20 protein-coding genes are annotated in these 25,162 nt (G+C 45.2%); 11 read left to right on the top strand and 9 right to left on the bottom strand.

Translation table 11 applies throughout. The features are described 5' to 3' along the window. The first annotated feature begins 111 nt into the window (after nt 1-111). From RIC07_RS21795 to RIC07_RS21810, 4 genes are all read left to right on the top strand, one after another. A complete protein-coding gene (locus tag RIC07_RS21795) occupies nt 112-3,372 on the top strand; it encodes an adenylate/guanylate cyclase domain-containing protein (protein ID WP_446396353.1) in 3,261 nt (1,086 codons plus the stop codon). 324 nt (nt 3,373-3,696) lie between these two features. Next, on the top strand, nt 3,697-5,013 hold the full coding sequence (locus tag RIC07_RS21800; RefSeq protein ID WP_446396354.1) for a four-carbon acid sugar kinase family protein: 1,317 nt from the start codon (nt 3,697-3,699) through the stop codon (nt 5,011-5,013). A 452-nt stretch (nt 5,014-5,465) separates the two neighbouring features. Next, nucleotides 5,466-5,981: a pentapeptide repeat-containing protein gene (locus tag RIC07_RS21805; RefSeq protein ID WP_446396355.1), complete on the top strand. Its 516-nt coding sequence runs from the start codon at nt 5,466-5,468 to the stop codon at nt 5,979-5,981. A 332-nt stretch (nt 5,982-6,313) separates the two neighbouring features. Beyond that, entirely contained in the window at nt 6,314-7,240 is a 927-nt protein-coding gene (locus tag RIC07_RS21810) for a CHAD domain-containing protein (protein WP_446396356.1), read from the top strand. Between the two features lie 85 nt (nt 7,241-7,325). On the opposite strand, the gene RIC07_RS21815 is transcribed toward RIC07_RS21810, so the two are convergent. The 8 genes from RIC07_RS21815 to RIC07_RS21850 all read right to left on the bottom strand — a co-directional run bounded on the left by RIC07_RS21815 (nt 7,326) and on the right by RIC07_RS21850 (nt 15,716). Next, nucleotides 7,326-8,924 carry an AAA family ATPase gene (locus RIC07_RS21815; RefSeq protein WP_446396357.1) on the bottom strand — a complete coding sequence of 533 codons (1,599 nt, stop codon included), beginning with the start codon at nt 8,922-8,924 and terminating at the stop codon, nt 7,326-7,328. A gap of 119 nt (nt 8,925-9,043) precedes the next feature. After that, entirely contained in the window at nt 9,044-9,949 is a 906-nt protein-coding gene (locus tag RIC07_RS21820; protein ID WP_446396358.1) for a pentapeptide repeat-containing protein, read from the bottom strand. Between the two features lie 121 nt (nt 9,950-10,070). After that, complete coding sequence (locus RIC07_RS21825; RefSeq protein ID WP_446396359.1) at nt 10,071-10,775, bottom strand: hypothetical protein; 705 nt, start codon at nt 10,773-10,775, stop codon at nt 10,071-10,073. A 62-nt stretch (nt 10,776-10,837) separates the two neighbouring features. Beyond that, entirely contained in the window at nt 10,838-11,107 is a 270-nt protein-coding gene (locus tag RIC07_RS21830; protein ID WP_446396360.1) for a DUF6658 family protein, read from the bottom strand. 213 nt (nt 11,108-11,320) lie between these two features. Continuing rightward, nucleotides 11,321-12,655: a hypothetical protein gene (locus RIC07_RS21835; RefSeq protein WP_446396361.1), complete on the bottom strand. Its 1,335-nt coding sequence runs from the start codon at nt 12,653-12,655 to the stop codon at nt 11,321-11,323. A gap of 378 nt (nt 12,656-13,033) precedes the next feature. After that, nucleotides 13,034-14,008 carry a M48 family metallopeptidase gene (locus RIC07_RS21840; RefSeq protein WP_446396362.1) on the bottom strand — a complete coding sequence of 325 codons (975 nt, stop codon included), beginning with the start codon at nt 14,006-14,008 and terminating at the stop codon, nt 13,034-13,036. 84 nt (nt 14,009-14,092) lie between these two features. Next, nucleotides 14,093-15,295 carry an argininosuccinate synthase gene (locus RIC07_RS21845; protein ID WP_446396363.1) on the bottom strand — a complete coding sequence of 401 codons (1,203 nt, stop codon included), beginning with the start codon at nt 15,293-15,295 and terminating at the stop codon, nt 14,093-14,095. A 91-nt stretch (nt 15,296-15,386) separates the two neighbouring features. After that, nucleotides 15,387-15,716, bottom strand: coding sequence for a hypothetical protein (locus RIC07_RS21850; RefSeq protein ID WP_446396364.1), 330 nt, complete (start codon nt 15,714-15,716; stop codon nt 15,387-15,389). Between RIC07_RS21850 and RIC07_RS21855 the strand changes: the two genes are divergently transcribed. The 7 genes from RIC07_RS21855 to RIC07_RS21885 all read left to right on the top strand — a co-directional run bounded on the left by RIC07_RS21855 (nt 15,700) and on the right by RIC07_RS21885 (nt 23,420). Next, nucleotides 15,700-17,709 carry an adenylate/guanylate cyclase domain-containing protein gene (locus RIC07_RS21855; protein ID WP_446396365.1) on the top strand — a complete coding sequence of 670 codons (2,010 nt, stop codon included), beginning with the start codon at nt 15,700-15,702 and terminating at the stop codon, nt 17,707-17,709. The genes RIC07_RS21850 and RIC07_RS21855 overlap by 17 nt on opposite strands. 157 nt (nt 17,710-17,866) lie before the next feature. Then, a complete protein-coding gene (gene solA / locus RIC07_RS21860) occupies nt 17,867-19,051 on the top strand; it encodes an N-methyl-L-tryptophan oxidase (RefSeq protein ID WP_446396366.1) in 1,185 nt (394 codons plus the stop codon). Nucleotides 19,052-19,224: 173 nt separating this feature from the next. After that, on the top strand, nt 19,225-20,103 hold the full coding sequence (locus RIC07_RS21865; RefSeq protein ID WP_446396367.1) for a DUF4382 domain-containing protein: 879 nt from the start codon (nt 19,225-19,227) through the stop codon (nt 20,101-20,103). A 190-nt stretch (nt 20,104-20,293) separates the two neighbouring features. Further along, the gene (locus RIC07_RS21870) at nt 20,294-20,737 is read left to right on the top strand and encodes a carboxypeptidase regulatory-like domain-containing protein (RefSeq protein ID WP_446396368.1); all 444 of its coding nucleotides are present in this window, start codon (nt 20,294-20,296) and stop codon (nt 20,735-20,737) included. A 345-nt stretch (nt 20,738-21,082) separates the two neighbouring features. Further along, entirely contained in the window at nt 21,083-21,721 is a 639-nt protein-coding gene (gene cbiM / locus RIC07_RS21875; RefSeq protein ID WP_446376989.1) for a cobalt transporter CbiM, read from the top strand. Beyond that, nucleotides 21,721-22,503 carry a cobalt ECF transporter T component CbiQ gene (gene cbiQ / locus RIC07_RS21880; protein WP_446396369.1) on the top strand — a complete coding sequence of 261 codons (783 nt, stop codon included), beginning with the start codon at nt 21,721-21,723 and terminating at the stop codon, nt 22,501-22,503. The genes cbiM and cbiQ overlap by 1 nt, the downstream gene beginning before the upstream one ends. Before the next feature lie 146 nt (nt 22,504-22,649). Next, entirely contained in the window at nt 22,650-23,420 is a 771-nt protein-coding gene (locus tag RIC07_RS21885; protein WP_446396370.1) for an energy-coupling factor ABC transporter ATP-binding protein, read from the top strand. Between the two features lie 342 nt (nt 23,421-23,762). Here the strand turns inward: RIC07_RS21885 and RIC07_RS21890 are convergent, their stop codons facing one another. After that, on the bottom strand, nt 23,763-24,719 hold the full coding sequence (locus RIC07_RS21890; protein ID WP_446396371.1) for a choice-of-anchor A family protein: 957 nt from the start codon (nt 24,717-24,719) through the stop codon (nt 23,763-23,765). Nucleotides 24,720-25,162: the final 443 nt, after the last annotated feature.

Raw genomic sequence — 25,162 nt, forward strand, 5'->3', positions numbered from 1 at the left:
TTTTGGTACAAAAGGAAGTAGCTTTTCGCTTTGATGATGCAACGCCAGAAAACCTGATTAATCAAATCGACGAGTTTATACCGTGTTATCTATGTAGGTGATCCTTGTCCCATGTTACTGCCAACCATTACCCGTCAGCTTGTCAAAGGCGCTAAACGCAGTCAAAAGATGCCATTGCGCGTGGTTTTGGTGGTTCCCTTTCTGCTCCAGATCTTTGCGGCGGTAGGGTTGACTGGATATCTCTCCTTTCGCAATGGACAGCAGGCGGTTGACAATCTGGTTACGCAGTTACAGACAGAGGTTAGCGATCGCATTGTACAACATGTTGATAGTTACATCGAAACGCCTCTTCTAGTCAACCATGTTCTCGCCAATGCTGTGCGTCGGGGTCAGGTGCAGACTCAGGATCAGCCCAGTGAAGGCTATTTGTGGCAACTCATACAGATTACCCAGTCTATTAATACCATTCAGTTTGGCAGTGAGCAAGGAGAATATATTGGCGCAGGCTATACCGAGGATAGCCGCTTACTGCTGAAAGTTGCCGATCAATCAACCAATTATAACTTTCATACCTACACAACCGACAGCCAAGGAAATCGGCAGCAACTGTTAGATAGTCGCGCCAATTATGACCCTCGCATTCGTCCCTGGTATCAAGAGGCTGCCTTTAAAGGTCAAACAGTTTGGAGTCCTATTTATGTCATGTTTAGCCATTCTCGGTTAGGGATTACCCTAGCTGAACCTGTATTTGACGACAAGGATCAATTATTAGGCGTGGTTGGTACTGATATTTTACTCTCTGAAATTAGTAAATTTCTCAACAGCTTAAGAATTGGTCAAACGGGACAAGCGTTTATTATTGAAAAATCCGGATTACTGGTTGCCAGTTCCACATCAGAACAGCGATTTATTCAGGATGGCGATAAAACCCAACGCCTATTTGCTACTCATAGCCGTGATCCATTAATTCAATTAACCGCGCAGTATTTAAACCAAAACGTTGATACCTTAAACCAGATTAATCAAAGCCAACAGCTATCCTTTAATCTAAACCGCGATCGCTATTATTTACAAGTCACCCCTTTCCAGGATAATCACGGCTTAGAGTGGTTGATTGTGGTGGCGGTACCCGAAGCGGATTTCATGGAACAAATCCATGCCAATACCCGCACCACGATTAGCTTATGCTTCGCGGCATTTGTTGTGGCAACTGGGTTAGGAATCTTCACCGCCAGATGGATTACCCAGCCGATTACCCAGTTAAGCATAGCGGCGGCGAAAATTGCCCAGGGCAAATTTAACCAACAGGTAAAAGTCGATAGCAAAATTCCGGTTCGGGTGCATGAACTCGAAATTTTAGCTCAATCCTTTAATCAAATGAGTCAACAATTATACTCCTTCTTTACCGCCCTAGAAAAAAATCAAGCCGAGTTAGAGTCACGAGTTGAGCAACGCACCGCCGCCTTACGCCTGTCTGAAGAAAAGTTTGCTCTGGCTTTTCGCTCATCCCCGAATCCAATTACGATTACCACTCTGACTGAGGGAACCTTTATTGAGGTAAATGAAAGCTTTCTCAAGATTACCGGATATGACCTAGAGGATGTGATTGCTCATACTTCCATTGAACTCAATTTTTGGGTTAAACCCCAAGAACGAACCCGAATCCGTAGCCTATTACAAAAGACAGGCGCTATTCGAGATCAAGAGTTTCATTTTTATACTAAATCGGGTCAGGTAAGAACGGGATTGTTATCGGCAGAATTAATTACAATTGGCGAAGAAGAATGCATACTTGCGGTAATTAATGATATCACCGAACGCAAACAGGCTGAACAACGAGTTGAGTTACTGCTAACGATTAGCCAAGCGATTAATGCCGCCCCCGATTTTCAAGCTGCCTTAGAAATTGCCCTGCATCAAGTGTGTCAAACTACAGGCTGGATTTATGGCGAAGTCTGGATTCCGGCGACGGACGGCATGGCATTAGAATGTAGCCATCGTTGGTATTACAAACAGACCGGACTTGATCCAGAGGTTATCACCGCCCTGGAACAATTCCGAGAGTATAGTGAAGCCCTAACATTTTTACCCAAAGAAGAAATACCGGGACGGGTTTGGTGTCATGGTGAACCGGAATGGATTAGTGATATTGCTACCGAATCCGATGATGTTTTCTTGCGACTCAAATTGGCAACAGACTGTGGGTTAAAATCAGCCTTTGCTGTACCCATTGTTGCCCCAGCGACGCCGCAAACCTCTGCCCCGGTTTTAGCGGTGTTGGTGTTTTTTATGGCAGAAGAACACCAAAATGATGAAAATTGGATTGAGTTGGTGTCTGTCGTATCGGCGCAGTTGGGTCCAGTGATGCAGCAGAAGAAAGCCGAGGCGGAAATGAAGGCACTTTTTGCCGCGATGACGGATATGGTTCTGGTGGTGGATGCGTCGGGTCGTTGTTTGAAGGTAGCACCTACTAATAAAGGAAAATGGTGTAAATCTCCGGGGGACATATTGGGAACAACGCTGTTGGAATATTTCGATTCCAGTCAGGTAGATTTTATTCTCAATAGTATTCGAGAGGCGTTGTTAACTCAAGCGACGGTAAATATCGAGTATTGCATCAATCTGGCAGGAGAGGATATTTGGTTTGCGGCGAATTTGTCACCGCTTTCCGATGATTCGGTGATTTGGGTGGCGCGTGATATTACGGATCGCAAACAGGCAGAGGTGGCATTGCGGTTAGAACAAGAAAAATCGGAACAATTATTACTGAATATTTTGCCGGAACTAATTGCGGAACGGCTGAAACAAGACCAATCAGCGATTGCGGAACATTTTGATGATGTGACGATTCTGTTTGCGGATATTGTCGGGTTTACGCCGCTATCGGCGCGGTTAAAACCGATTGAATTAGTGAATTTACTCAATCAGATGTTTTCCACATTTGACCAGTTGGCAGAACGTCATGGTTTGGAGAAAATTAAAACCATTGGTGATGCGTATATGGTGGTTGGTGGATTACCCCAGCCGAGGGAAGATCATGCAGACGCGATCGCGCAGATGGCGTTGGATATGCAGCAGGCGATTACTCAGTTTCAAGCCGAACACAGTGAGTCATTGCAAATTCGCATTGGAATTAATACTGGATCAGTGGTGGCGGGGGTGATTGGGATTAGAAAGTTTATTTATGACTTGTGGGGAGATGCGGTGAATGTCGCCTCGCGGATGGAATCGTCGGGAGAACCGGGAAAAATACAAGTCACAGAGACGACATACCAGAGATTACAGGACAAATTCCAGTTTCAGGAACGAGGTGCGATCGCGGTGAAAGGGCGCGGCGAGATGACAACCTATTGGCTGATGGGAAAATGTTGAGTTTTGATTGACCCTTCACGACCTTTGAGGACATGATGGTAGGGGCGGGTTTAGGGACATCCGTGTCAACTTAAGCTCAACCCCTCTCCCAAGCCAGCCCTCACCCCCAGCCCCTCTCCCAAGCTTGGGAGAGGGGAGCAAGAGGGGAGCAAGAGGGGAGCAAGAGGGGAGCAAGAAAATCCGGTTCCCCTTCTCCCGTGCAACAAAAGTTGTAGAGACGTTGCATGCAACGTCTCTACATTGCTTCGTGCTTTCTCGCCAAGATCCTGATACCCTGAATTTCAGGGATAAATTGACCCTTGCCGATCGCAGGACACCAAGAGCATGACTAGCAAACCCAAAATTATCGTTTTGGATGATGACCCCACCGGTTCCCAAACCGTTCACAGTTGCTTGCTGCTGACGCGCTGGGATGTGCAGACGCTGCGCTTAGGACTAGCCGACGCTTCGCCGATTTTCTTTGTCCTGACGAATACGCGGGCGTTGACCCCAGAGGAAGCCGCCACAGTCACCTGTGAGGTTTGCCATAATCTAAAAATTGCCATAGAAACTGAAGGAATCGACGATTTTCTTGTCGTCAGTCGCTCTGATTCCACTCTACGCGGACATTATCCCGTGGAAACCGATGTAATTACCCAAGAAGTGGGACTCTTCGATGCTCATTTCTTAGTTCCTGCATTCTTTGAAGGGGGACGAGTAACTCGCGACAGTATTCATTACCTAATGGTGGATGGCGTCCCCACACCCGTCCATGAAACTGAATTTGCCCGTGATTCGGTATTTGGCTATCACCACAGCTATTTACCCGATTATGTCGAAGAAAAGACCAACGGAAGAATTAAAGCCGAAAACGTTGAGCGATTTGTCCTCTCCGATATTCGCCAAGGAAGTTTAGAACGCCTCCTCAATCTGAGTGGGAATCAATGTGGTGTGGTTGATGGGGAAACTCAAGCCGATTTAGATAAATTCGCCGCCGATGTCCTCAGCGCCGCCGCCCAAGGGAAACGGTTCTTATTTCGTTCTGCTGCCAGTATCTTAACCTCTCTGGCGAGTCTGGGCGCTCAACCCGTCCCGCCAGAGAATATGGCACAATATGTCAGAGAAGGGAAACCGGGCGTTGTGTTAGTGGGTTCTCATGTTAAAAAGACCACCCAACAGCTTGAACAACTCCTGAAACTCTCCGATATTGTCGGTGTTGAAGTGGATGTTAGTCATTTACTTGAAGAGTCAGCATCCCAACGGGATTCACTGTTAGCCAAAGTTGTCGCCTCCGTTGAGGAGATTTACAACTCGAATAAAACAGCCGCCATTTATACCAGTCGAGAGGAATTAGTCTTTAAAGACGTGCAAACTCGGTTAAACTTTGGCGCAGCAGTTTCGGCATTATTAATGGATATTGTTCGAGATTTACCCAAAGATATTGGCTTTTTAATTAGTAAAGGCGGGATTACCTCAAATGATGTTTTAAGTACAGGATTAGACTTAAGATCTGCCCGGTTACTGGGTCAAATTATTCCTGGCTGTTCTGTAGTGCGAACTCCATCGGATCATCCTCAGTTTCCGGATTTGCCTGTGGTACTGTTTCCCGGCAATGTCGGAGATGCAGATGGGTTAGTGACAGTTTATCAGCGTTTTTGCTGATCGTCCGTCATTTGGGTTCGTAGTAGGCACTTTAGTGCCATAAGCGCTTCAGCGCTGACTACAAACTCTAAAGTCAGTAACATTTAACTTAAGATAGTTAAGTTTATTTCCACCAACCGACTTAATGCAACAAGCCCTACCTGCCGAATACAACTGCAAGATAAAAAGCTAGACGATGGCACGACAAGTTTTCCTATTCCTTTTGACTCCTTCCCTGTTCCCTAAGTCATAAACCTTCTCCCCTCTGCCTTGGAGTCTTCTGGCTTTTGCTACGATAGCAGTAAAATAGAGACGTAGATCACAAAGGAGAACTCATTATAGTCACGCCGGATGGTGGTTTAAGTTACCTCTAAAGCAGATTAAATTCACCGAAAACTAGGACTGTTCTCAATTAATCCTCCAGCCAAATACCTGAAGATTAACTATATTGAATTTATCAGGTAAAGAAGATTATGCAATCCTCTGATCGAAATATCCTTAACCCAAACCAATCCTCGGCGTCAGCTAGAAAGCAAGAGTTGTTTAAGAAACTAGAACGAATACGAATGGCACCCGATCGCCTGCTGGAGGAGTATGCGGCGGGAGAACGGGATTATCGGGGATTTAACCTCAGCAATCTAGAGTTAAACGGCGTAGATCTCCAGAGAATTGACTTGAGTCAGGCAAACCTAGAAGGGATTGTCTTAGAAAAAGCTACGTTGACACGGGCAAACTTCACCAGAGCCAACTTATGTGGGGCGAATTTACGCCGAGCGGATTTGATTTGGGCAAATTTACATGGTGCTAACCTACGAGGGGCAAATCTGAGAGGAGCAGATTTAAGCGGCGCTGATTTGAGTGGTGCAGATTTGACCGATGCTGATTTAGGCGGAGCCATACTACCCGACGGAACGATTGTTTTAACCAGTGAACAGTCGAGTCTCTTATGTGGTAAGCTGCGAAAATTGCCACTCAAACCTTCTAAATAATCCCCAAGAGAGAGGCTGAGTAGGACGCGATCGCACACGATAAGATCCATAAGCTGTCATGCATTTAAATGGGTAAAAACTGTTCATACCCTTGCATCGCTATCAGGGAAAATGTATCATCGCTTCCCCAGCTTCCAGACGCGCCATGGCGCGTCTCTACATGGCTCCCCCAGCTTCCCCAGCTCCCCCTGCTCCCTCTGCTTCCCCAGCTTCCAGACGCGCCATGGCGCGTCTCTACATGGCTCCCTCTGCTCCCCCAGCTCCCCCTGCTCCCCTATCCCTAAAAACATTGTCAGCATACTCTAACTCTAAGCGCGATCGCACACTTAACCATGGCATATCGATTAAAGGCATCCGAATCTATATCTGAGGGAGTTCAGCGGATTGCTTACGAACAGATAGACAAAGCGTTAGCCCAATTATTGGGTCAAACTGATGATAGCCCAGAAGAAGCGGTTCATGATGCTCGTAAGCGGTTGAAGAAGCTACGAGCATTATTGCGTTTAGTGCGAGATGAAATTGGTTCGGATACTTATCACCAAGAAAATACCTGTTTCCGAGATGCAGGGCGATTATTATCCGATGTACGAGATGCTCAGGTGACAATTGAAACCTTAGATGATTTAACCGAACATTTTGCCCCGATTATCTCAGCCGATGGCTTTAGGGAAGTGCGTCAAGCCTTAGAAGCCCGTAGTCAATCCATTAGTGAACGGGTTCTGGACAAAAAAAACACCCAAGAAGACGCCATTCGCATGATTAAAGCGGCGCGGGAACGGGTCAAGGATTGGTCAATTAAAAGCAATGAGTGGTCAACCCTCCAGGAGAGTGTTCAGCGCGTCTATAAACGAGGGGATAAAGCATTAATTGTAGCCTTTAAGCAGCCTAGCGTCGAAAACTTTCACGATTGGCGCAAGCGGGTAAAATACCTTTGGTATCACCTGCGACTTCTTAAATTAGTATGGTCAGATTTAATGGCAGAAATGGCATCACAGACGAAACAATTAGCCGATTATCTAGGGGATGACCATGATTTAGCGATGTTGCGCCAGCTACTGGAACAGGAACCCGAACTAGGCTGCGATCGCACTCAACTAGATGCCCTAATTGGCTTAATTGACCGCCGCCGACTCCAATTGCAACAGTCCGCATACTATTTAGGACAACGCATTTATGCAGAGAAACCAGGAGTCTTCGTTGAGCGGATCGGCGTATACTGGCAGATTTGGCGATCGGAACATGAGCAACAAAGTTTGTAATTAGCGCTTGTAGTTGCGCTTGTAGTTGCGCTTGTAGTTGCGCTTTAGCGCCATCAACGCATGGCTGAGAGGAACTTACCGATCATTAATCCACTTCCAACGGACCAATCCCCTTCTGTGTGGTAAAATGCTTTAACTCTTCCACCAACTGACTATCATTCGACGCCGTTCTCGCCCCCGCCTGGGCTGCCCAGTGTTTCAGCGCTTCAATTTGCTCCCGTGCGATCGCGGCAAGTGGTACTGTTTCTTCTATCGCCCGCACAATATCCTCTGTGGTAAAGTCTCGCCGTTGTCCATTCACCAAAGTACCATAAGCTCGATGCATGGCATCAATAATCACCTGTTCAATCTCCGCCCCACTAAAGTTCTTCGCTTGTCGTGCTAATCTAGCTAAATCAAAATCCCGTAAGCGAGAAGGGCGTAAGGGTTGCAAATGTACCTTAAAAATATCCTTGCGTTCGGCTTCCGTGGGCAAATTCAAGAAGAAGATTTCATCAAATCTGCCTTTTCGCAATAACTCAGCGGGCAAAATCTGCACATTATTCGCCGTCGCCACAATAAATACGGGACTCGTCTTTTCCTGCATCCAGGTAATCAGCGTACCAAATACCCGCCTCGAGGTTCCCGAATCCCCATCAACGCCAGCACCAATATTACCAAACGCCTTATCAATCTCATCAATCCATAATACACAAGGCGCGATCGCTTCACTAATTTGAATCATCTGGCGCACCCGACTTTCACTTTCCCCGACAATCCCGCCAAATAATCGTCCCGTGTCTAACCGCAATAAAGGCAAACGCCATTCATGGGCGATAGTTTTCGCAGATAGGGATTTCCCGGTTCCCTGAATTCCCACCAGTAAAATCCCCTTGGGATTGGGAATGCCATAGCGTCGCGCTTCTTCGGTAAAGGCATCTTGGCGCATCCGTACCCATTGCTTGAGATTCTCCAATCCACCGACATTTTTTAACGATTCCTGGGCGGTGAAAAAGTCTAAAATTCCCGTTTGGCGAATCGCTTGTTTTTTCTCCCCTAATACGCCATCAATATCCGTTTCATTTACCTGTTGTTTTGCGGCTAATGCCTTTGCCAATACCCGGGCAATTCTGGCACGACTTAATCCCTGACAAGCTTTAACTAACTGTTCCCGCGCTAATCCCGATACGTTTAAGTTTTCCGGTTTTACCAGAATATTAATCAGATAATCAATTTCCTGGGAATTAGGCAAGGGGAAATCAATAACCGTAACTTCCTCACTCAATTCTGCTGGCACTTCTAGGGTATGACTGGTGAGGATTAAGGTTTTGCGAGAACGCTTAAGTTCCTTGGTTAGATTCTTCAATTCTCGGATCACGGGCGCATTGCGATCGCTCTGCGGATTTTTTAAGATAAAATGTAGATCCCGGAGGACAAATAAGCTATTTTCTTGAGGATCAGTCTTGCGAATCCGATGCAGCGCCCCCATCACTGAACCCTTATCCGCCCCATTATCCTCCCATCCCCGCACAATATCCCAGAGTAACACTTGGCGTTCGGGTTGGGATTGCACAGCCACTGAGAGCAATACTTCTTCCACGGGTTCTTCTTCAACCGCTACGATATATAGCAACGGATAACGCGCCCGGATCATTAAATCTAATTGTTCGATTAAGGTTTGATGGGGATTAAAGGTATTTGTCATTTGTCATTCGTCATTAGTCATTTGTCATTAGTCATTTGTCATTAGTCATTTGTCATTAGTCATTTGTCATTTGTCATTAGTCATTTGTCATTGGTCATTTGTCATGATGAAACCCGCCCCTACAGGTTTTTTCTTAATTTATCGTAATCACTAAATCCAACTGGAAAGTCTGTATGCTCATCATAATCGGCATTGTCTAGATTAGCATCGGTCAGCTTGGCTCCTTTTAGTTTAGCGCCTCTCAAGTTGGCGTCACTCAAGTCTGCTCCCATTAGATTTGCGCCAACCAGATTAGCTTCGGTAAAATTAGCTTGGCTCAAATTAGCGTTACTCAGGTTTGCCCAACTGATAATCCCTTGAGTCAGATTTGTCTCTTGCAGGTTAGCATTACTTAAATCTGCCCCTCTGAGATTTGCCTCTGTGAGTTCAGCTTGACTGAGGTTTGTCTCCTTTAGGGAAACACCAGTTAGGTTAACATGGCTGAGATTTGCCTGACTGAGTTCTACACCGTTTAGAATAGTTTGGTTGAAGTTCGCGCCTTTAAGGATTGCTCCTGTCAAATCTACTCGATTAAGATAGGCTCCACTGAGATTAGCATCACTTAAATCAATTTCGCTTAAGATTTCCCACTGCAAACAAATCCCACTTAAATTTGCTCTTGAGAACGCCCGATTTCCGGCTTCGTAACGGTTGAGGAGTTCCTTGGCTAATCGGATACTGTACTGAGTTAAGGCTGATTCGGCTTGAGTGGCGGCGTGTTTTTCTAGGAGAGAATAAGCAGTTTGGTGAATCTCCCACACCTCATCATCTAAGGCTTGAATAAGTATCGCTATGCCCTTTTGCCGATAATTCAGGGCGTTATGGAGGGCGGCAATTTTGGCATTCAGGGATAGGGGAGAGGATGAGGGTGTCTGATTCAACTGCTGTTTTACGGCTTCAATTCCGCCTAATACAGCGTCTCCTCTGGAGATTGAACCGCCCAAAACCACATCCGTGTCTTGAGGTTGATTTGGATAAGCTGTCATAGATAACAAAATAAGGGCACGATACTACCGTACCCTTTTTATGCTGTTCAGGGTTCATTGCTATTAACAATTAGCCCTAAACATCTATACTAATAGACAATGTATGTCAAGAGTTCCGACTCTAGTCAATCGCATCCGCCGTATCTTCTAATGCTCGCTGCGCTGATTTACTGGCTTTACTTGCTTTATCTTGCACGACATCGGCTGTATCTTCTGCGGCGCGTTTCGTCTTTTTGACGATAGTTTCACCCGTTTCTTGTGCCTTTTCTTTCGTGTCTTCGGCTGAACGTTTGGTAGACTTAGCTACATCTTCAGCAACATCTTCAGTTTTTTCCTTTGCCTCTTTTGCCGAACGCTTGGCAGACTTGCTTACATCTTCAGCCGCATCCGTTGTATTATCTTTGAGATTTTCAACACCCCTCTGAGTTCCCTTATTTACACCCTCGGTGAAATCAGTGGCTGACTCTTTCACATCTTTGCCGAGTCGCTCAACTCGTTTATTCAGCGGCGCTCCTTCTTTATAATTCTCGATAAACTTTTCCGGAGTATCCGCCCTTTTTTCTAGATTTTTCTCGGCGTTTTTAATTAATTTGTCCGCATTATCCTTTGCCTGACGAGACGTTTTCGGAGAATCAACCCCCTGATAGTCCTTCGCTCCGCCTGTAGGCGTGAGAACTTCAGTAACATTTTTGGTCACATCGTCCGCCGTCTTCGCTGATACTCCACTATTGCATCCTGTACTGATGAATACAAAGATACTCGCTAAAGCCACGGTTAATAATTGAGTAAACCGTTTATTTTTTAGCCAATCTATCATTCTGCTCATAAAAAAAATCTCCTTAGTTTTATTGTCAGTGAATTATCCTAAGTCTCAAGCCGTCACCGTTCTCAACTTAATCGAGCTAATTCGGGTTGCTCTACCGAGTTGTTTGATACGTTTAACCTACGGCTGACATCAGGATTTAGAGACATATTGTTGTCAGTGTAACTGTCTCCCCCCTTCTTGTAGGGGTTATTCGTGCCTCCAGCTTGAACCGGAGGATTTTCTGGACGCCCACTTTCTACCGCTGTATTACTACACGCCGTACCAATCAGTAGCATCACACAGGCTAAAGCCAGTGTTAATATCTGTCGCCAAATCTCAGTCAGTCGTTTCACGCTATACTCCTAAGCGATATGCACCTCACGATTGCCTAGCTTATCACTATCCAGGCGATCGCTATCTCTAGCCAAGGTGACATTCTACTTTATCCTGGAAGCGGCTCGTCTCTAACTGAAGACAGAGAAAAATCATTTGCAGTCTTCATGAGCTTCTCTTCTCCCCAGCACCCCAGCACCCCAGCACCCCATCTGAACCGAAAACGTCTCGATCTACTGATTTTCGGGTTTCTCTTCCAAATTGACATAATCCCGAAGCTGAGAAAACACTCGGTAAGCATCTAGCTGAAATTCTGAACTTGCCGCATTATCCATTTTGATCAGATTATATTGAACATTTTCCGTATGAATGGCAAAGGTAATTTTAAACACTTCAAAAAATGTAATCACCCAACGACAGTCCTCTTCCGCATAATTGGTGTAATATTGAATTAATTTAGCAATGCAAGTTTCTAGATGATTACGCGAGTTCGGACAAATCATAATAATTTTCAGCAAGAGCATCGCTAAGGTTAAGTGATGACCTTGAGACATGAGCAGAATAAACAGGGGTGACGGCTCATCCTGATTTTCAGTAGTCAAATACTCAATTAAGCGGTTACAGGTTCTCAGGAGTAATGCCGCCTCTATGGTTGTATCGTGGTAATCTTTGTAGAGATCATTTAATTTCTCAGTTAAGGTTTGATTTAAGGATTTAACTAACTCTTTCTTTTTAACGGAAAATATAAGATAGTTGTGCAAGCTTTTTTTGAATCTCTTATAATTTGAATCTTTGGTTTGTTCTAAAAAGATATTGGCGACATTTTTATAGTTAAACATTCCATGCTTAACTACAATTTTTTTAATTAGATCAACAACTTTATCCCCTAAACCTGTAGGATTATTGTAAATAGGTTTCCGACAAATTGCGGATTTAGAGTGCGCCGTATACATTGCCAAATCAAACTTGAACTGATCTTTGAGTTTTTTTGACAAGATTCTCGCAGCTTCACGTTGCTCCACGGGGTTGTTCAGATTTGTATACTGGGGAACGAGTAGATAAGAGATATAACGGTTACTCCAATGACCTGGATCTGAAGTTACTTGTTGAGTAATAAATAATTGAAGTTCGTGATAGTCTTGACTGTTAATGAAATTTACCAGCCATGCTCTTTGACGGCTTAATGTTGGCGATAATGTTTTTCGCGTCAGTTTTACATCAGAAAATAGGGATACTAAGTCTTGGCTAGCCGTAAAATTCCTTGAGGTGTACCAATTATTAATAATAATATAACATGAACGTTTAAGGGTATTTGTAAATTCTTTTTCATCGTTAGCAAAAAGTATTTCTGATAAAGCTTGAATCGCTTCCGGATTACCTTCTGATGCATTATAGTCAATAAATAACCATTTAAATTCTTGCAAAACGGTTTCTGGCGGTTGCTGTTTAACCGTATCTAGCAAAAATTGATAGATAACATCCTGTGCCTGCTGAAGAGGGAATCCTAGCTGGTTGGATTGAGTACGAGACTCAGTATGACGAGTATCTAAGATAACTTCCCTGATCATGGAAATCCAAGAGGACGCTTACGCCCTTACTGAAGGTCTAATAGTAGCAAGTTGATGACACCCTGCGTCAAGGCTACCGCTCATCGACGTGTTCAGCTTGACGACCTCACAATTGATATTGACATAAATTCATCATATATATTTTCGGGAAAATATATAGGGGTTGCTGAATAAGGGTTGTGGTGAGGCGAGGGAACAGGGAACGGGGAACAGGGAACAGTAGAGAATGTCCTCAATACTGTTCGGTTAAGGGAAGCGGGGGAAGCAGGGGAAGCATGTAGAGACGTTGCATGCAACGTCTCTTAGCAGGGGAAGAATAATGCTTAAGTCAGCGATGCGAACGTTTATAGCGCTAAAGCGCTTACTACATACAAACCTTTAAGACTGATCCGACTCAGATTTCATCCGGTTAATTTCCCGTTGTAATTCTTCGAGTTGACGCTGTAATCGTTGGGCTTCCTGGTTTTGAGCCGCTTGGGATGGCACATTGACTGATCCTTCGTCGGTTACTCGTCGATAATTGCCCTGACGAATTTGACGATATTCTTCTGATTTGACCCAATCTCGCAGATAGCGCAAGCGTTCAACCGGAAAAGGATGGGTGAGAAACGAACCATTCCCACCGTTGTATAATAAAAACTTATAAACTTGATTAAGACTATCTTGGTCAAGGTCTTGAAATCGGTCGGATTGGCGGATAAATTCATCAAGGCTGCATTCATGACCATAAGCATGAGAACCCCCCGATAGTTTCATCATTGTTTTCATGACGATATTGATATCATCGATGACCAATAAAGCCGCCCGATCTGACGATAACTCCGCTTTACGCCGCCATTCATAAAAGGCAAAGAGTAAACCACTGGTGACAATATTGCCGATACCAAAGGTTAAATCTCCCAGAAATGCCGCCGCACCCATCGCCCAGATTCCCATCTGAATTAAAATCGTGTGACCGCATTTGATATGTCCCAGTTCATGTGCCAACACGGTGCGAATTTCGACTTCAGTGAGTACGTCTAATAATCCTGTATTTAATACAATGTATGGATGGTCTTGTCCCAAGGCATAACTGTTCACTTGGGGATTTTGACTGACAAATAGGGTGGGTTCGGGATGGATATCTAAATCTCGCACACATTCGCGAAATAAGCTGTAAATCGTGGAATATTGGCGCGGTCCGACTTGGATACTGTTGCCCATCAGATAGACGAATTGAGGGCGTTCGTAGATAAATTCGACGAATTTGCGGGCAGCTAGGTTAAATCCAGGAACACTCCGGAGGGCATCCTCGGCTTGTTGGTCAAGGGGGTGTCGGAAGGCGTCGCTAGAAATTCCAGGATAGGTGGGCATAGGGAAGTTGAGGCTGAAACGTGAAAGTAGGTCTTTCTATCCTAGCGATTTGTAGAGACGTTGCATGCAACGTCTCTACTGGGTTTAACTTCTAGTTTTTGCAGACCAAACGCGAGTGGGTAATCCCCAAATGTAGATAAAGCCTTCAGCGGCTTTGTGGTCAAACTGATCTTCGGAGGTATAGGTTGCCAGTTCTGGGGTATAGAGGGAATTGCTAGACGCTCGTCCGACAATGGTGGCATTCCCTTTAAAGAATTTCACCCGCACGCTTCCGGAGACTTGCTCCTGAGTTTGCTGAATGAACGCATCTAGAGCATCTTTTAGGGGAGAGTACCATAACCCCTGGTAAATAAGCTGGCTATAGGTGTCTTCAATCCCTCGCTTGTACTGGCTGACATCAGAGGTTAATGTGAGGCTTTCTAAGTCGCGATGGGCATGGATTAAGGTTAACAGAGCCGGGACTTCATAAATCTCTCTGGATTTAATCCCGACAACCCGATTCTCAATCATATCAATCCGCCCCACCCCATGATTTCCGGCGACTTGGTTAAGCTGAGTAATCAGGGCGACGGGTTCAAGGGCTTGACCATTCAGGGAGATCGGAATTCCTCGCTCAAAGCCAATATCGACGTATTCTGGATCATTGGGAGTATCCGCGATCGCTTTGGTCATCAGATAGATTTCTTCGGGCGGTTCAGCCATGGGATCTTCGAGAATCCCCGCCTCAATACTACGACCCAACAAATTACGGTCAATACTGTAGGGGGAAGACTTTTTCACTGGAGAGGGAATCCCGAACCTTTCCCCATAGGCGATCGTATCTTCCCGGCTCAACCCCCACTCCCTCGCGGGTGCGAGAACTTTCAAGTTGGGATCGAGCGCCGTAATCGACACATCAAACCGCACCTGGTCATTCCCTTTACCTGTGCAACCGTGAGCCACGGCATCTGCACCATACTTGTGGGCAGCTTCGACCAATAATTTAGCAATCAGCGGACGCGCTAGTGCCGTGGACAAGGGATAGCGATTTTCATACAGCGCATTTGCCTGAATCGCGGGAAAGGCATAATCTGTGACAAACCGTTCAGTCGCGTCCGCCACCAGAGACTCGGCGGCGCCCGATGTCAAGGCTTTGTCTTTGATCGGTTCTAACTCATCACCTTGACCTAAATCGGCGGCTAGCGTGATCACCTCCTTAACCCCCCATTCCTCTTTGAGATAAGGAATGCAGACGGAAGTATCGACGCCACCTGAGTAGGCTAGTACAACTTTTTCAGCACGACCCATGAATTTCTCACCCTGGGAAACAACCAGGACATCATTGTGACAGATCCCGTCTCTAAATCAAAGATTATGAGACGCACCATGGCGTTTCTATTCATTCGAGGGAGCATGACGGCTTAACATAAAACGTCCCCGGTAAGGGTTGATCAAAATCAACGCCGGATTCTCCGTCTGTCGCTATCATGGAATTCACTTCTAAGACAGACTGATTGGATGAGCTAGCTACACCCACACGCTTACTTAGTGCAGGATTTATGGAAATACCTGCTGTAGGGCGAAGCGATCGCGCCGTTTGGTCTGCTAGGAAGGACATATCGAACCGAACCAGTGCAACGGTGTCAGATTGATTTATTAGGGTAGCATCTGGGCAACTATTCACAGGCAAGCCTGGTCGGTGATGTAAACCGATGTTACCGTCAACCATGACCAATTGGTCAGCTATTTATCCCTATACCCCTTATATCCTGCTTGTCTGGCTGGGGGTTTTTGCCTTAGTCGCCCTACTCACTGGGTTAATCTCCATTGGGATACGTCAGTCCCTCTCACATTTATGTCAACGGTCTAAAGCCTTGACAAATTCCCTCAATTCTGATTCAGAGTTGCGTGCCTTATTTGAGGCGATGACGGAACTAATTTTCGTCAAAGATCGCCAAGGACGTTATCTGAAAATTGTCTCAGCCAATCCAGACTTGTTAGGTCAACCGGTTGAAGCGATGCTGGGCAAAACGGAGTATGATCTTTTAGCGCGATCGCAGGCGGATCAGTTTGTCGGGTATATTCGCCAAGCCTTAGACAGCCAACAGACGGTTCAGGTTGAGTATCGTCTCACCTTGGCTGATCGAACGGTTTGGTTTGCAGCCAGTATTTCACCCATCTCAAAAGACTCTGTTCTCTGGGTAGCGCGGGATATTACCGAGCATAAACAAACCCTAGAAGCGTTGCGAGCCAGTGAAGCCCAGTATCGAGATTTAGTTGAAACCCCCAATTGCATTATTTTACGGTGGGATGTTCAGGGAAAAATTAAATTCATTAATCGTTATGGTCAGACCTTTTTTGGCTACGATGACGATCAACTCCTAAATTGTTCTCTAGTCGGAACTCTCGTCCCGAATACGCCGCGATCGCAACGGATGCTATCTATTTTGATCCGAGCTATCCGCAAACGCCCAGAACGCTATCGGATCAGAACCGTGGAAACCATTCATAAGACAGGGAAAACGGTTTGGGTTACCTGGGCAAATAAACCAATTTTCAATGAGGAGGGTGAATTAATTGAAGTTCTCTCCATTGGCACGGATGTGACAGAACGCAAGCAAGCTGAAGCCGCCTTGAGAGAAAAAGAGGAATATTTACGATTAGTTATCGATAATATCCCGCAACAAGTCTTTTGGAAAGATATCAACTTAGTCTTTCTCGGTTGCAATAAAAAGTGGGCAAAGACAGCCGGGTTAGACAATCCAGAGGTTGTGGTGGGTAAAACAGACTATGATTTACTGCCTAGTCGAGACATTGCTGAACTCTACCGCCAGCAAGATGCGCGGGTGATTAGCCGGAATCAAGCCGAATTTCATGTTGTCGAAACCAAACAAAAACCCCCCGTTGATGGACAAACGGTTTGGCTGGATGTGAGTAAAATTCCCATCCATGATGCCCAAGGTAACGTGGTTGGCGTTTTAGGGGTATTAGAAGATATCACCCAGCGTATTCAAGTTGAGAAACAGCGCCTGCAAGCGGAAGCAGACTTGCGGGCGGAACAACAAAAGTCGGAACGCCTGTTATTAAATATTTTGCCAGAGGCGATCGCCCAGCAGTTGAAACAAAATCACAGTACCTTAGGCAAGTACCATGGGGAAGCCCTAATCGCTGAGCAATTCGACGATGTGACGATTTTGTTTGCGGATATTGTGGGGTTTACACCCCTATCAAGCCGAATGCCACCGACGGAATTGGTTCAATTACTCGGAACCATTATCTCCACGTTTGATTTGCTGTCTGAGGAGTATGGGTTGGAGAAGATTAAAACCATTGGTGATGCTTATATGGTTGCCTGTGGTCTACCCTTACCCAGATTCGATCATACTGAAGCGATCGCGGATATGGCATTAGAGATGCAACGGGTGATTACTCAATTTCGCATGGATACCGGAGAAGCGTTTCAACTGCGGATTGGCATTAATACCGGACCGGTGATTGCTGGAGTCATCGGGATGAAAAAGTTTATTTACGATCTGTGGGGAGATACAGTAAATGTCGCCTCGCGGATGGAATCTCAAGGAACTTCAGGGGGAATTCAAGTCACTCAGGCAACTTACGAACGGTTAAAGGATCAATATGTGTTGGAAAAACGCGGGATTATTGAGGTGAAGGGAAAAGGAGAAATGCTTACCTATTGGCTGACGGGTAAAGTTCATTGTTGATTGTTGATAGTTCATTACTTTTTATTAGTACAATTCACTAAGCTAGTGTTTCCAGTTTGTTTCCGGTCAACCTTAATAGGTTTCCCACAAGTCCTGGTTATCATGACCAAGACTTATTTGATAACTAAATCGGCGTTCTAGAAAAGGGGCAACTACCTTGAGTCAGAGTTTTGATGTCATTGTTATCGGGTTAGGGGCGATGGGAAGTGCCGCCCTGTATCAATTGTCTAAGCGTAAAACCAGAGTATTGGGCATCGATCAATTCACGCCGCCCCATTCCCAGGGGTCTTCACACGGCGATACTCGGATTACTCGGCAAGCCATTGGCGAAGGTTCAGACTATGTTCCTTTAGTGCTTCGCTCTCATGAAATTTGGCGAGAGTTAGAAAATCAGACCGGAGAAACGCTGCTGACGTTAACAGGTGGATTAATCTTTGCTGACAAACATAAACCCACTAGCCATCATTCTAGTGATGATTTTTTAGCAGAAACGATCGCGACGGCGCAACGATACAATATTGACCATCAGGTCTTGGATACCAAGGACTTAATTCAACGGTTTCCCCAATTCAACTATTCGGGTAATGAAATTGGATATTTTGAAAAGGGAGCCGGACTGATTCGACCGGAAAACTGTGTGGCTTGTCAATTGAAATTAGCGGCACAGATGGGGGCTGTCATTCAAACCCAGGAAACGGTCAATGCCATTGAGGTCAACTCAACAACAAACAACGTTACGGTCAGAACGACTCAGGGTGACTACGAAGCCAATAACGTTATTTTGACAGTAGGAGCCTGGATATCGACGTTTTTACCAGACTTCTATACCGAAATATTTCAAGTCTATCGGCAAGTTCAGTATTGGTTTGAGGTCGAGGGATCAATTGAATTATTTTCTCCTCAAAATTGTCCGATATACATTCGCTTGTTAGCTGGCGATGAAGTCATTTATGGGTTTCCGGCTCTCGATGGAGATCAAGGAGGTATAAAAGTGGCTACAGAACAATACGCCGTTCGTTGCTCACTTGAACAGATGCAGCGGAATGTATCAGATGATGAGATCAAGAAAATGTATGCATACACCTCGAAATATCTGCCGATATCCAATACCTGTGTTAAGGCGATCTCCTGCCTTTATACCGTTACTCCCGATCGCCATTTTGTCATCGATAGCCATCCTCTACATCCTCAAATTATCCTGGCTTCTCCCTGTTCAGGTCATGGATTTAAACACTCAGCAGCCATTGGAGAGGTGCTAGCTGACTTGGCACTGACGGGTCAAACTCACTTTGACATCAGTCGATTTTCGTTGGCTCGATTTCGGTCTACCGTACACCGCTAAATCCATCAGATGACTTAATGAAAACGCGAGAACAATAACTCATATTCCCTCTTCTCTGTTCCCTGTTCCCTGTTCCCCGTTTACCAGAAGATGCCCTCTAGGGGTATTGCAAATTATTAGGAAAACTTGTTGGATTTAATTGGGTATAGTATGAAAACCGCCAAAGGTCATCAATGAGGAAACCAATAATCATTTTCACTAGCCTGATGGTCTTGACAACTGGGACGCTAGTTAGCTGTTCCCAGAGTCCAACCACCAGCGAGACTCAGACACAAACCGAAACTCAGAGTGCAACTCAGGCAAGTCAAGGGAGTGGAACCCTGGAAATTCGGGCGAATGGCGAGGATTTTGTCCGCCAAGGTTTTATATCAAAAGATGGATGGCAAATTACCTTTGATCATGTTTATGTCAACTTAGCTGATATCACCGCTTATCAAAGTGACCCACCATTCAATGCTGAGGCGGGTAGTAAAGTTCAAGCGAAAGAAAAAGTGGTTCTTGACAAAACCCACACGGTTGATTTAGCCGCAGGTGGGGAAGATGCTGAACCTATTCTCGTGGAAGACGTTGCCGATGCCCCTGCCGGACAATATAATGCCCTATCTTGGAAAATGGTCAAAGCCGAGGAGGGACCAGCTGAAGGTCAAACCCTGGTAATGATGGGGACAGCCGAGAAAGAGGGGCAAACCATTGACTTTACTATTGCCCTGAATCAGCCTTTAGAATTTGTCTGTGGGGAATTTGTCGGCGACGAACGCAAGGGAATTCTCGCTCAAGGTGATACCGCCGACGTGGAAGCCACGTTCCACTTTGATCACATTTTTGGTGATGCAGGCGCACCCGCTGATGATGAGATTAATACTGGTGCGTTGGGGTTTGAACCGCTAGCGACTCTAGCCAACGATGGCACACTAGAGTTAGACCAACAGCAGCTAAAGTCAGAACTTTCCCCAGAAGAGTATCAGAAACTCCAAGACATTCTTCCTAGCTTAGGTCATGTTGGTGAGGGTCACTGCGAAGAAATCCAAACGGTTGCTAACAAATCCAGTTAAATTGGTCATTGGTTATTGGTCAACCTCGATGTAGGGGCGGGTTTAGGGATTAATGTTGATGGTTTCTCTTAACTGGGATATAAAACCAGCCTTACCTTTAATCCGACTGGGTTTTAACCGTTTCTAAGACATTAAAAAAATGTGAGCGATGAAGAGGAAATTTTTAGTCCCCCTTATCCTAATGTTAGTGATGAGCTGGTCAGCTAAAGCTACGGCTCATGGTGCCAAGATTAACTATGAAACTACGCAGGCGATTAAAATTGATGCGGCTTTTGATAACGGCGACCCCATGTCCAATGCCCAAGTTACGGTTTACTCTCCCCAAGATCCTTCTACTCCTTGGTTGCAAGGAACCACCGACGAAAAGGGTAGCTTTGTCTTTGCTCCCGATCACTCACAACCGGGAGAATGGGCAGTTCAGGTTCGCCAAGCGGGTCACGGAGATTTGATTACTATTTCTATGGGTGAGGATCAATCAGCAACAGAGAACACCGCCGATAGTCAAGTGATGAGTATTCAATCCACGAATGGCTCATTCACACCCATTCAAATTGTGGTGATGTCAGTTGCGGTGATCTGGGGTTTTGTCGGTACAGCACTCTATTTTGTCCAAGGAACAAAACAGGCTAAGTAGGTGGTCACAATTAGGTTAGAATTGTTCATTGTTCATTGTCAAAAAAATCAACAATTAGATCAGGGCGGGTTTTGAACAAATGTTATCATCAATCATGAAACATAAGTCCCTAAACCCGCCCCTACAAGTCAGGGTGGGTTTTGAATAAATGTTATCATCAATCGTGAAACGTAAGTCCCTAAACCTGCCCCTACAAGTCAGGGTGGGTTTTGAATAAATGTTATCATCAATTGTGAAACGCAAGTCCATAAACCCGTCCCGACAAACCCGGTTCTATCGAGGGTTGTGAAGGGTCACGCGCCCTGCCCTCTTGCCGAAGTGAAGGGTCAAAACTACACAAAAATTATGCATATTCCTGATGGCATCCTGCCTGCTTCTGTCTGTATCACAGGTTACGCAGCGACAGGAGGTTTCACTTGGTACTCCCTGCGCCAAATTAACCGAGATCCGAATCCCCAAGAGAATATTCCCAAAGCATCTCTACTCACAGCCGCCTTTTTTGTCGCCTCTTGGATTCACATTCCCATCCCACCAACAAGTGTCCATTTGATTCTGAATGGGTTGTTAGGCACAATGTTGGGATATTATGCGTTTCCTGCCATTCTTATCGGTTTATTCTTTCAAGCTGTGATGTTTCAGCATGGTGGCTTATCGACTCTAGGAGTAAACGCCACAATGTTTGGCGTTCCGGCAATTTTGGCGTATCACCTATTTCAATTGCGCCTAAAATTCGATAAGGATAATCGAGTGGTGACGGGTATCTTTGCCTTTATCGGGGGTGCGGGAGGTTTGGGGATAGCAACTCTGCTATTTTTCGCTTTAGTGATTACTAATATTCCCGCAACTATAGATGCATCAGCCGAAAAAATGGCAATTTCTGGATTGGTATTGGCTCATATCCCACTCATGGCAATTGAGGGAGCATTTACGACAGCCGTGGCTCTGTTTTTGAAGCAAGTCAAACCTGAATTGTTGGAGAGTTAATGAAACACGGACTGGATTTTTATGCCAATTTGGACTCTCCGATTCATCGTTGGGAATCCCGTTGCAAACTGATTGGCTTATTTAGCTTAATTTTTGCGTTTTCATTTGTTGAACAGTTAAGTTTACTCCCAGGGATGATCGTCGTGACACTGGTGTATTATCACCTCTCCAGATTACCCTTCTCATTTTTGCGATCGCGGCTGCGCTACCCCGGTTTTTTTTTGCTGGCGATTACTCTACTTTTACCGTTTAGCGTGGGTAGTACGGTAATCGTTCAGATCGGTGTTTTGAGTCTATATCAAGAGGGAATCGTGGCGCTAGCGCTGATTGCGACTCGATTTTTATGTATTCTTACTGTGAGTTTAATTCTCTTTGGTACAGCCTCATTTTTGAGTACCGTCAAAGCCATGCGATCGCTGGGACTTCCGGCGGTACTAGCGGATATGACGCTATTGACGTACCGCTATATCGAACAGTTTGGTGAAGATTTAACCAAAATGAAACGGGCGATGCAATTGCGGGGATTTCAGGCGACTCGTTTCTCGCGCCGCAATCTGAATGTGCTGGCGTCTCTAGTGGGTAGCTTATTGGTTCGCAGTTACAACCAGTCACAGCAGGTTTATCAAGCGATGATATTGCGAGGGTATGGTTATACCCTGCACCATCGTAAACCGCCTAATCCCAAGAATCGTGTTTCTCGTGGGGATTTAATTAGTTTGGGAATAACCGTTGCGATCGCCCTTGGGTTCGTCATGGCTGAAATTCTGGTAGAAAGGCAGTAGTAACGGGAAACAATTTCTCCAATCCTTACTAATGACGAATGACAAATGACGAATGACGAATGACAAATGACAAATGACGAATGACAAATGACAAATGACAAATGACAAATGACGAATGACGAATGACAAATGACGAATGACGCATTATGAGACCACAACAACAACTTGTATCTAACCCAGACAGTGCCAGAGAACCTGCGATCGCGGTTTCTGATTTGAGTTTCTCCTATCCGGACAGACCTGCGGTTTTACAAGGAGTCAATCTTAATATATATCCTGAAGAACGAGTCGGTTTAATTGGACCCAATGGTGCAGGAAAAACAACGCTATTTCTCTCGATTTGCGGTATTTTAACACCAACATCTGGAGATATTGGCTTATTTGGAAACCCCGTTGTTGTGGGTGAGTTTCGCCCAGAAATTGGCTTCGTGTTTCAGAATCCCAACGACCAGTTATTATTACCGTCAGTATGGGAAGATGTCGCCTTTGGTCCACAGAATATGGGCATGTCAGAGGATGAGGTCAACCATCGCGTTCAAGATGCGCTATCCCTGACAGGTGTGGAAATGCTAGCAGAACGGGTTCCTCACAATCTTTCTGGGGGTGAGAAATGCTTGGTCGCGATCGCGGGGGTGTTAGCCATGCGTCCTCAATTGGTTCTGTACGATGAACCCAGCGCGAACCTAGACATGCGCTATCGTCGCCGCGTGATCAACTTTCTCCAAACCGCCCAGCAAACCATTCTGATTTCCTCCCATGACTTAGAACTGATTATCGAAGTGTGCGATCGCGTGCTTTTACTGGATGAAGGACGAATTATTGCTGATGGAACTCCCCAGCAAGTGATGGCTAATGAATCGTTAATGAACGCTCATGGCTTGGAGATGCCGCACTCCCTGCGTCTTCATCATCAGTAACTGAAAACCCCAGTCTGAAAAACCCCAGTCTGAATTCGCGATCGCGCCCATTTTTATGGATGAAAGCCACACCGGTGAAAGCCCTGTAGGGGCGACCCGCCTAGCTTAATGAACAACACCAGTCCATTTAATGAAATCGGGTCGCCCTCTCCTCTACCCTCTGTCACAGAAAGTGTATCTTAGGAATCTCATACAAAAATCCCTGACCTAAAGGATTAAGTCAGGGACGATAGTGTGAGGAGTGCATGAAAAAATGGACTTAGGTTAGGTTGGAGTCACTGAGGTGCGATGAAACTATCGTGTTGGTTATCGCACCAATTGCTGAACTCACGTTTGACAGGCTTAGACTTTCTGCTTACCTTTACGGCGAGAAGCAACTCCTAGAGCAGCGACTAATCCTAGTCCAGCTAATGTTGCGGGTTCAGGAACCGTTTCACTGATTGGGTCAGGTAAATTACCGTTGAAGAGATAGTTATTCGATTGTCCACCTCCCGTTAGCGAAGCGGTAATTAAGTTGCCGTTAATTTGAGCATTATTAAAGTCGAAAGCAGCGAAAGGCGCTAAAATACTGCCTTCTATTCCCATGCCACTGGCTGACAGATCCCTAGCTTCATAGAAGTTGTAGATAACGTTCTGTCTCTGATCAATACCACCATTGAAATTGAACCCAAAGTTTTGTAATGATGCTTTGTCTCCACTAACATTCACAATGACCGTCGAACCTGGAGTTACATCAATCTTGAAGTTGTTGGCAGTGCTTAAATCAGAAGCATTGAGATAAAAAATGTTTTCGTCTTCCTCTGAACCCGTTAATGTAATTCCACCATGAGCTATTTCTGTTTGACCCGTCGCCTCTAACCCTCCTAAAAATTGAGATAATGCTTGTAATTCTTGACTAGCTGCAGCAAAGTCAATGGGATTATCTTGGCGAAGCGTTCCCCCATGCTCAAGAGTTACATTAGTAAGTTCTCCTGTTTCTCCGTAAACTGCATTGCCTCTAACTTGACCATTTTGAAAGACTAAATTTTTACCAACAATTAAGACATCGCCATTGTTTCCGTCTGTCGGGAGTTCCATTCCCGCATAAAAATCTGATAATTTGACATTTCCGCCAATAGCTACCTTACCCTCAGAATCAGTATTGCTTTGATTCACATCGCCTAGCACGAATATATTATAGTCAGAAGCGATTCCGAGATTAATTGCATTAGCCTGGGTAGATAATCCTAGTACCATCGTCGCCGCAATTGATAAGGGAGCTACCAATTGTCTGATGCGCGAAAAAGTTTGAGTATTCATCTGTAAAATTCAACTGTGTAAGGAACTCTGAGTTTTAGGTATGACTCTTATCTAAGTCCGTTGTGTTAGATTTTGAACCTAACCTTTGCTCAGTTGTTTTTATCTTATTCAACAAACTGACTAGATGTCAGTATAAATGAAGGAAGATCATCAACTCTTTATGCATTTGAGTCACTTTATGAAACTCTAGTGAATTTTCACTCAGGGCAAAAAATATGAAGGAAGTGGTAGCGTTAGTGAAGCCTAGAACGTCGGTCTAGCAATAATTTATCCCCCTCCCGTCCCCCTTGTGTGTACACGGTAGCCTACGAGGGGAGTGCTAGTGCAGCGCTGCGGAAATACTTGAGCAGCTTCGTAAATACGATGAAGCTGGGGGAGCTGGGGAAGCTGAGGGAGCTGGGGGAGATATTAGCTGTTCAGTTATTTCTGCCTTCTTGCACTAG

The sequence above is a fragment of the Coleofasciculus sp. E1-EBD-02 genome (genome assembly GCF_040218245.1).
In the GTDB taxonomy this organism is placed as follows: Bacteria; Cyanobacteriota; Cyanobacteriia; order Cyanobacteriales; family Coleofasciculaceae; genus Coleofasciculus.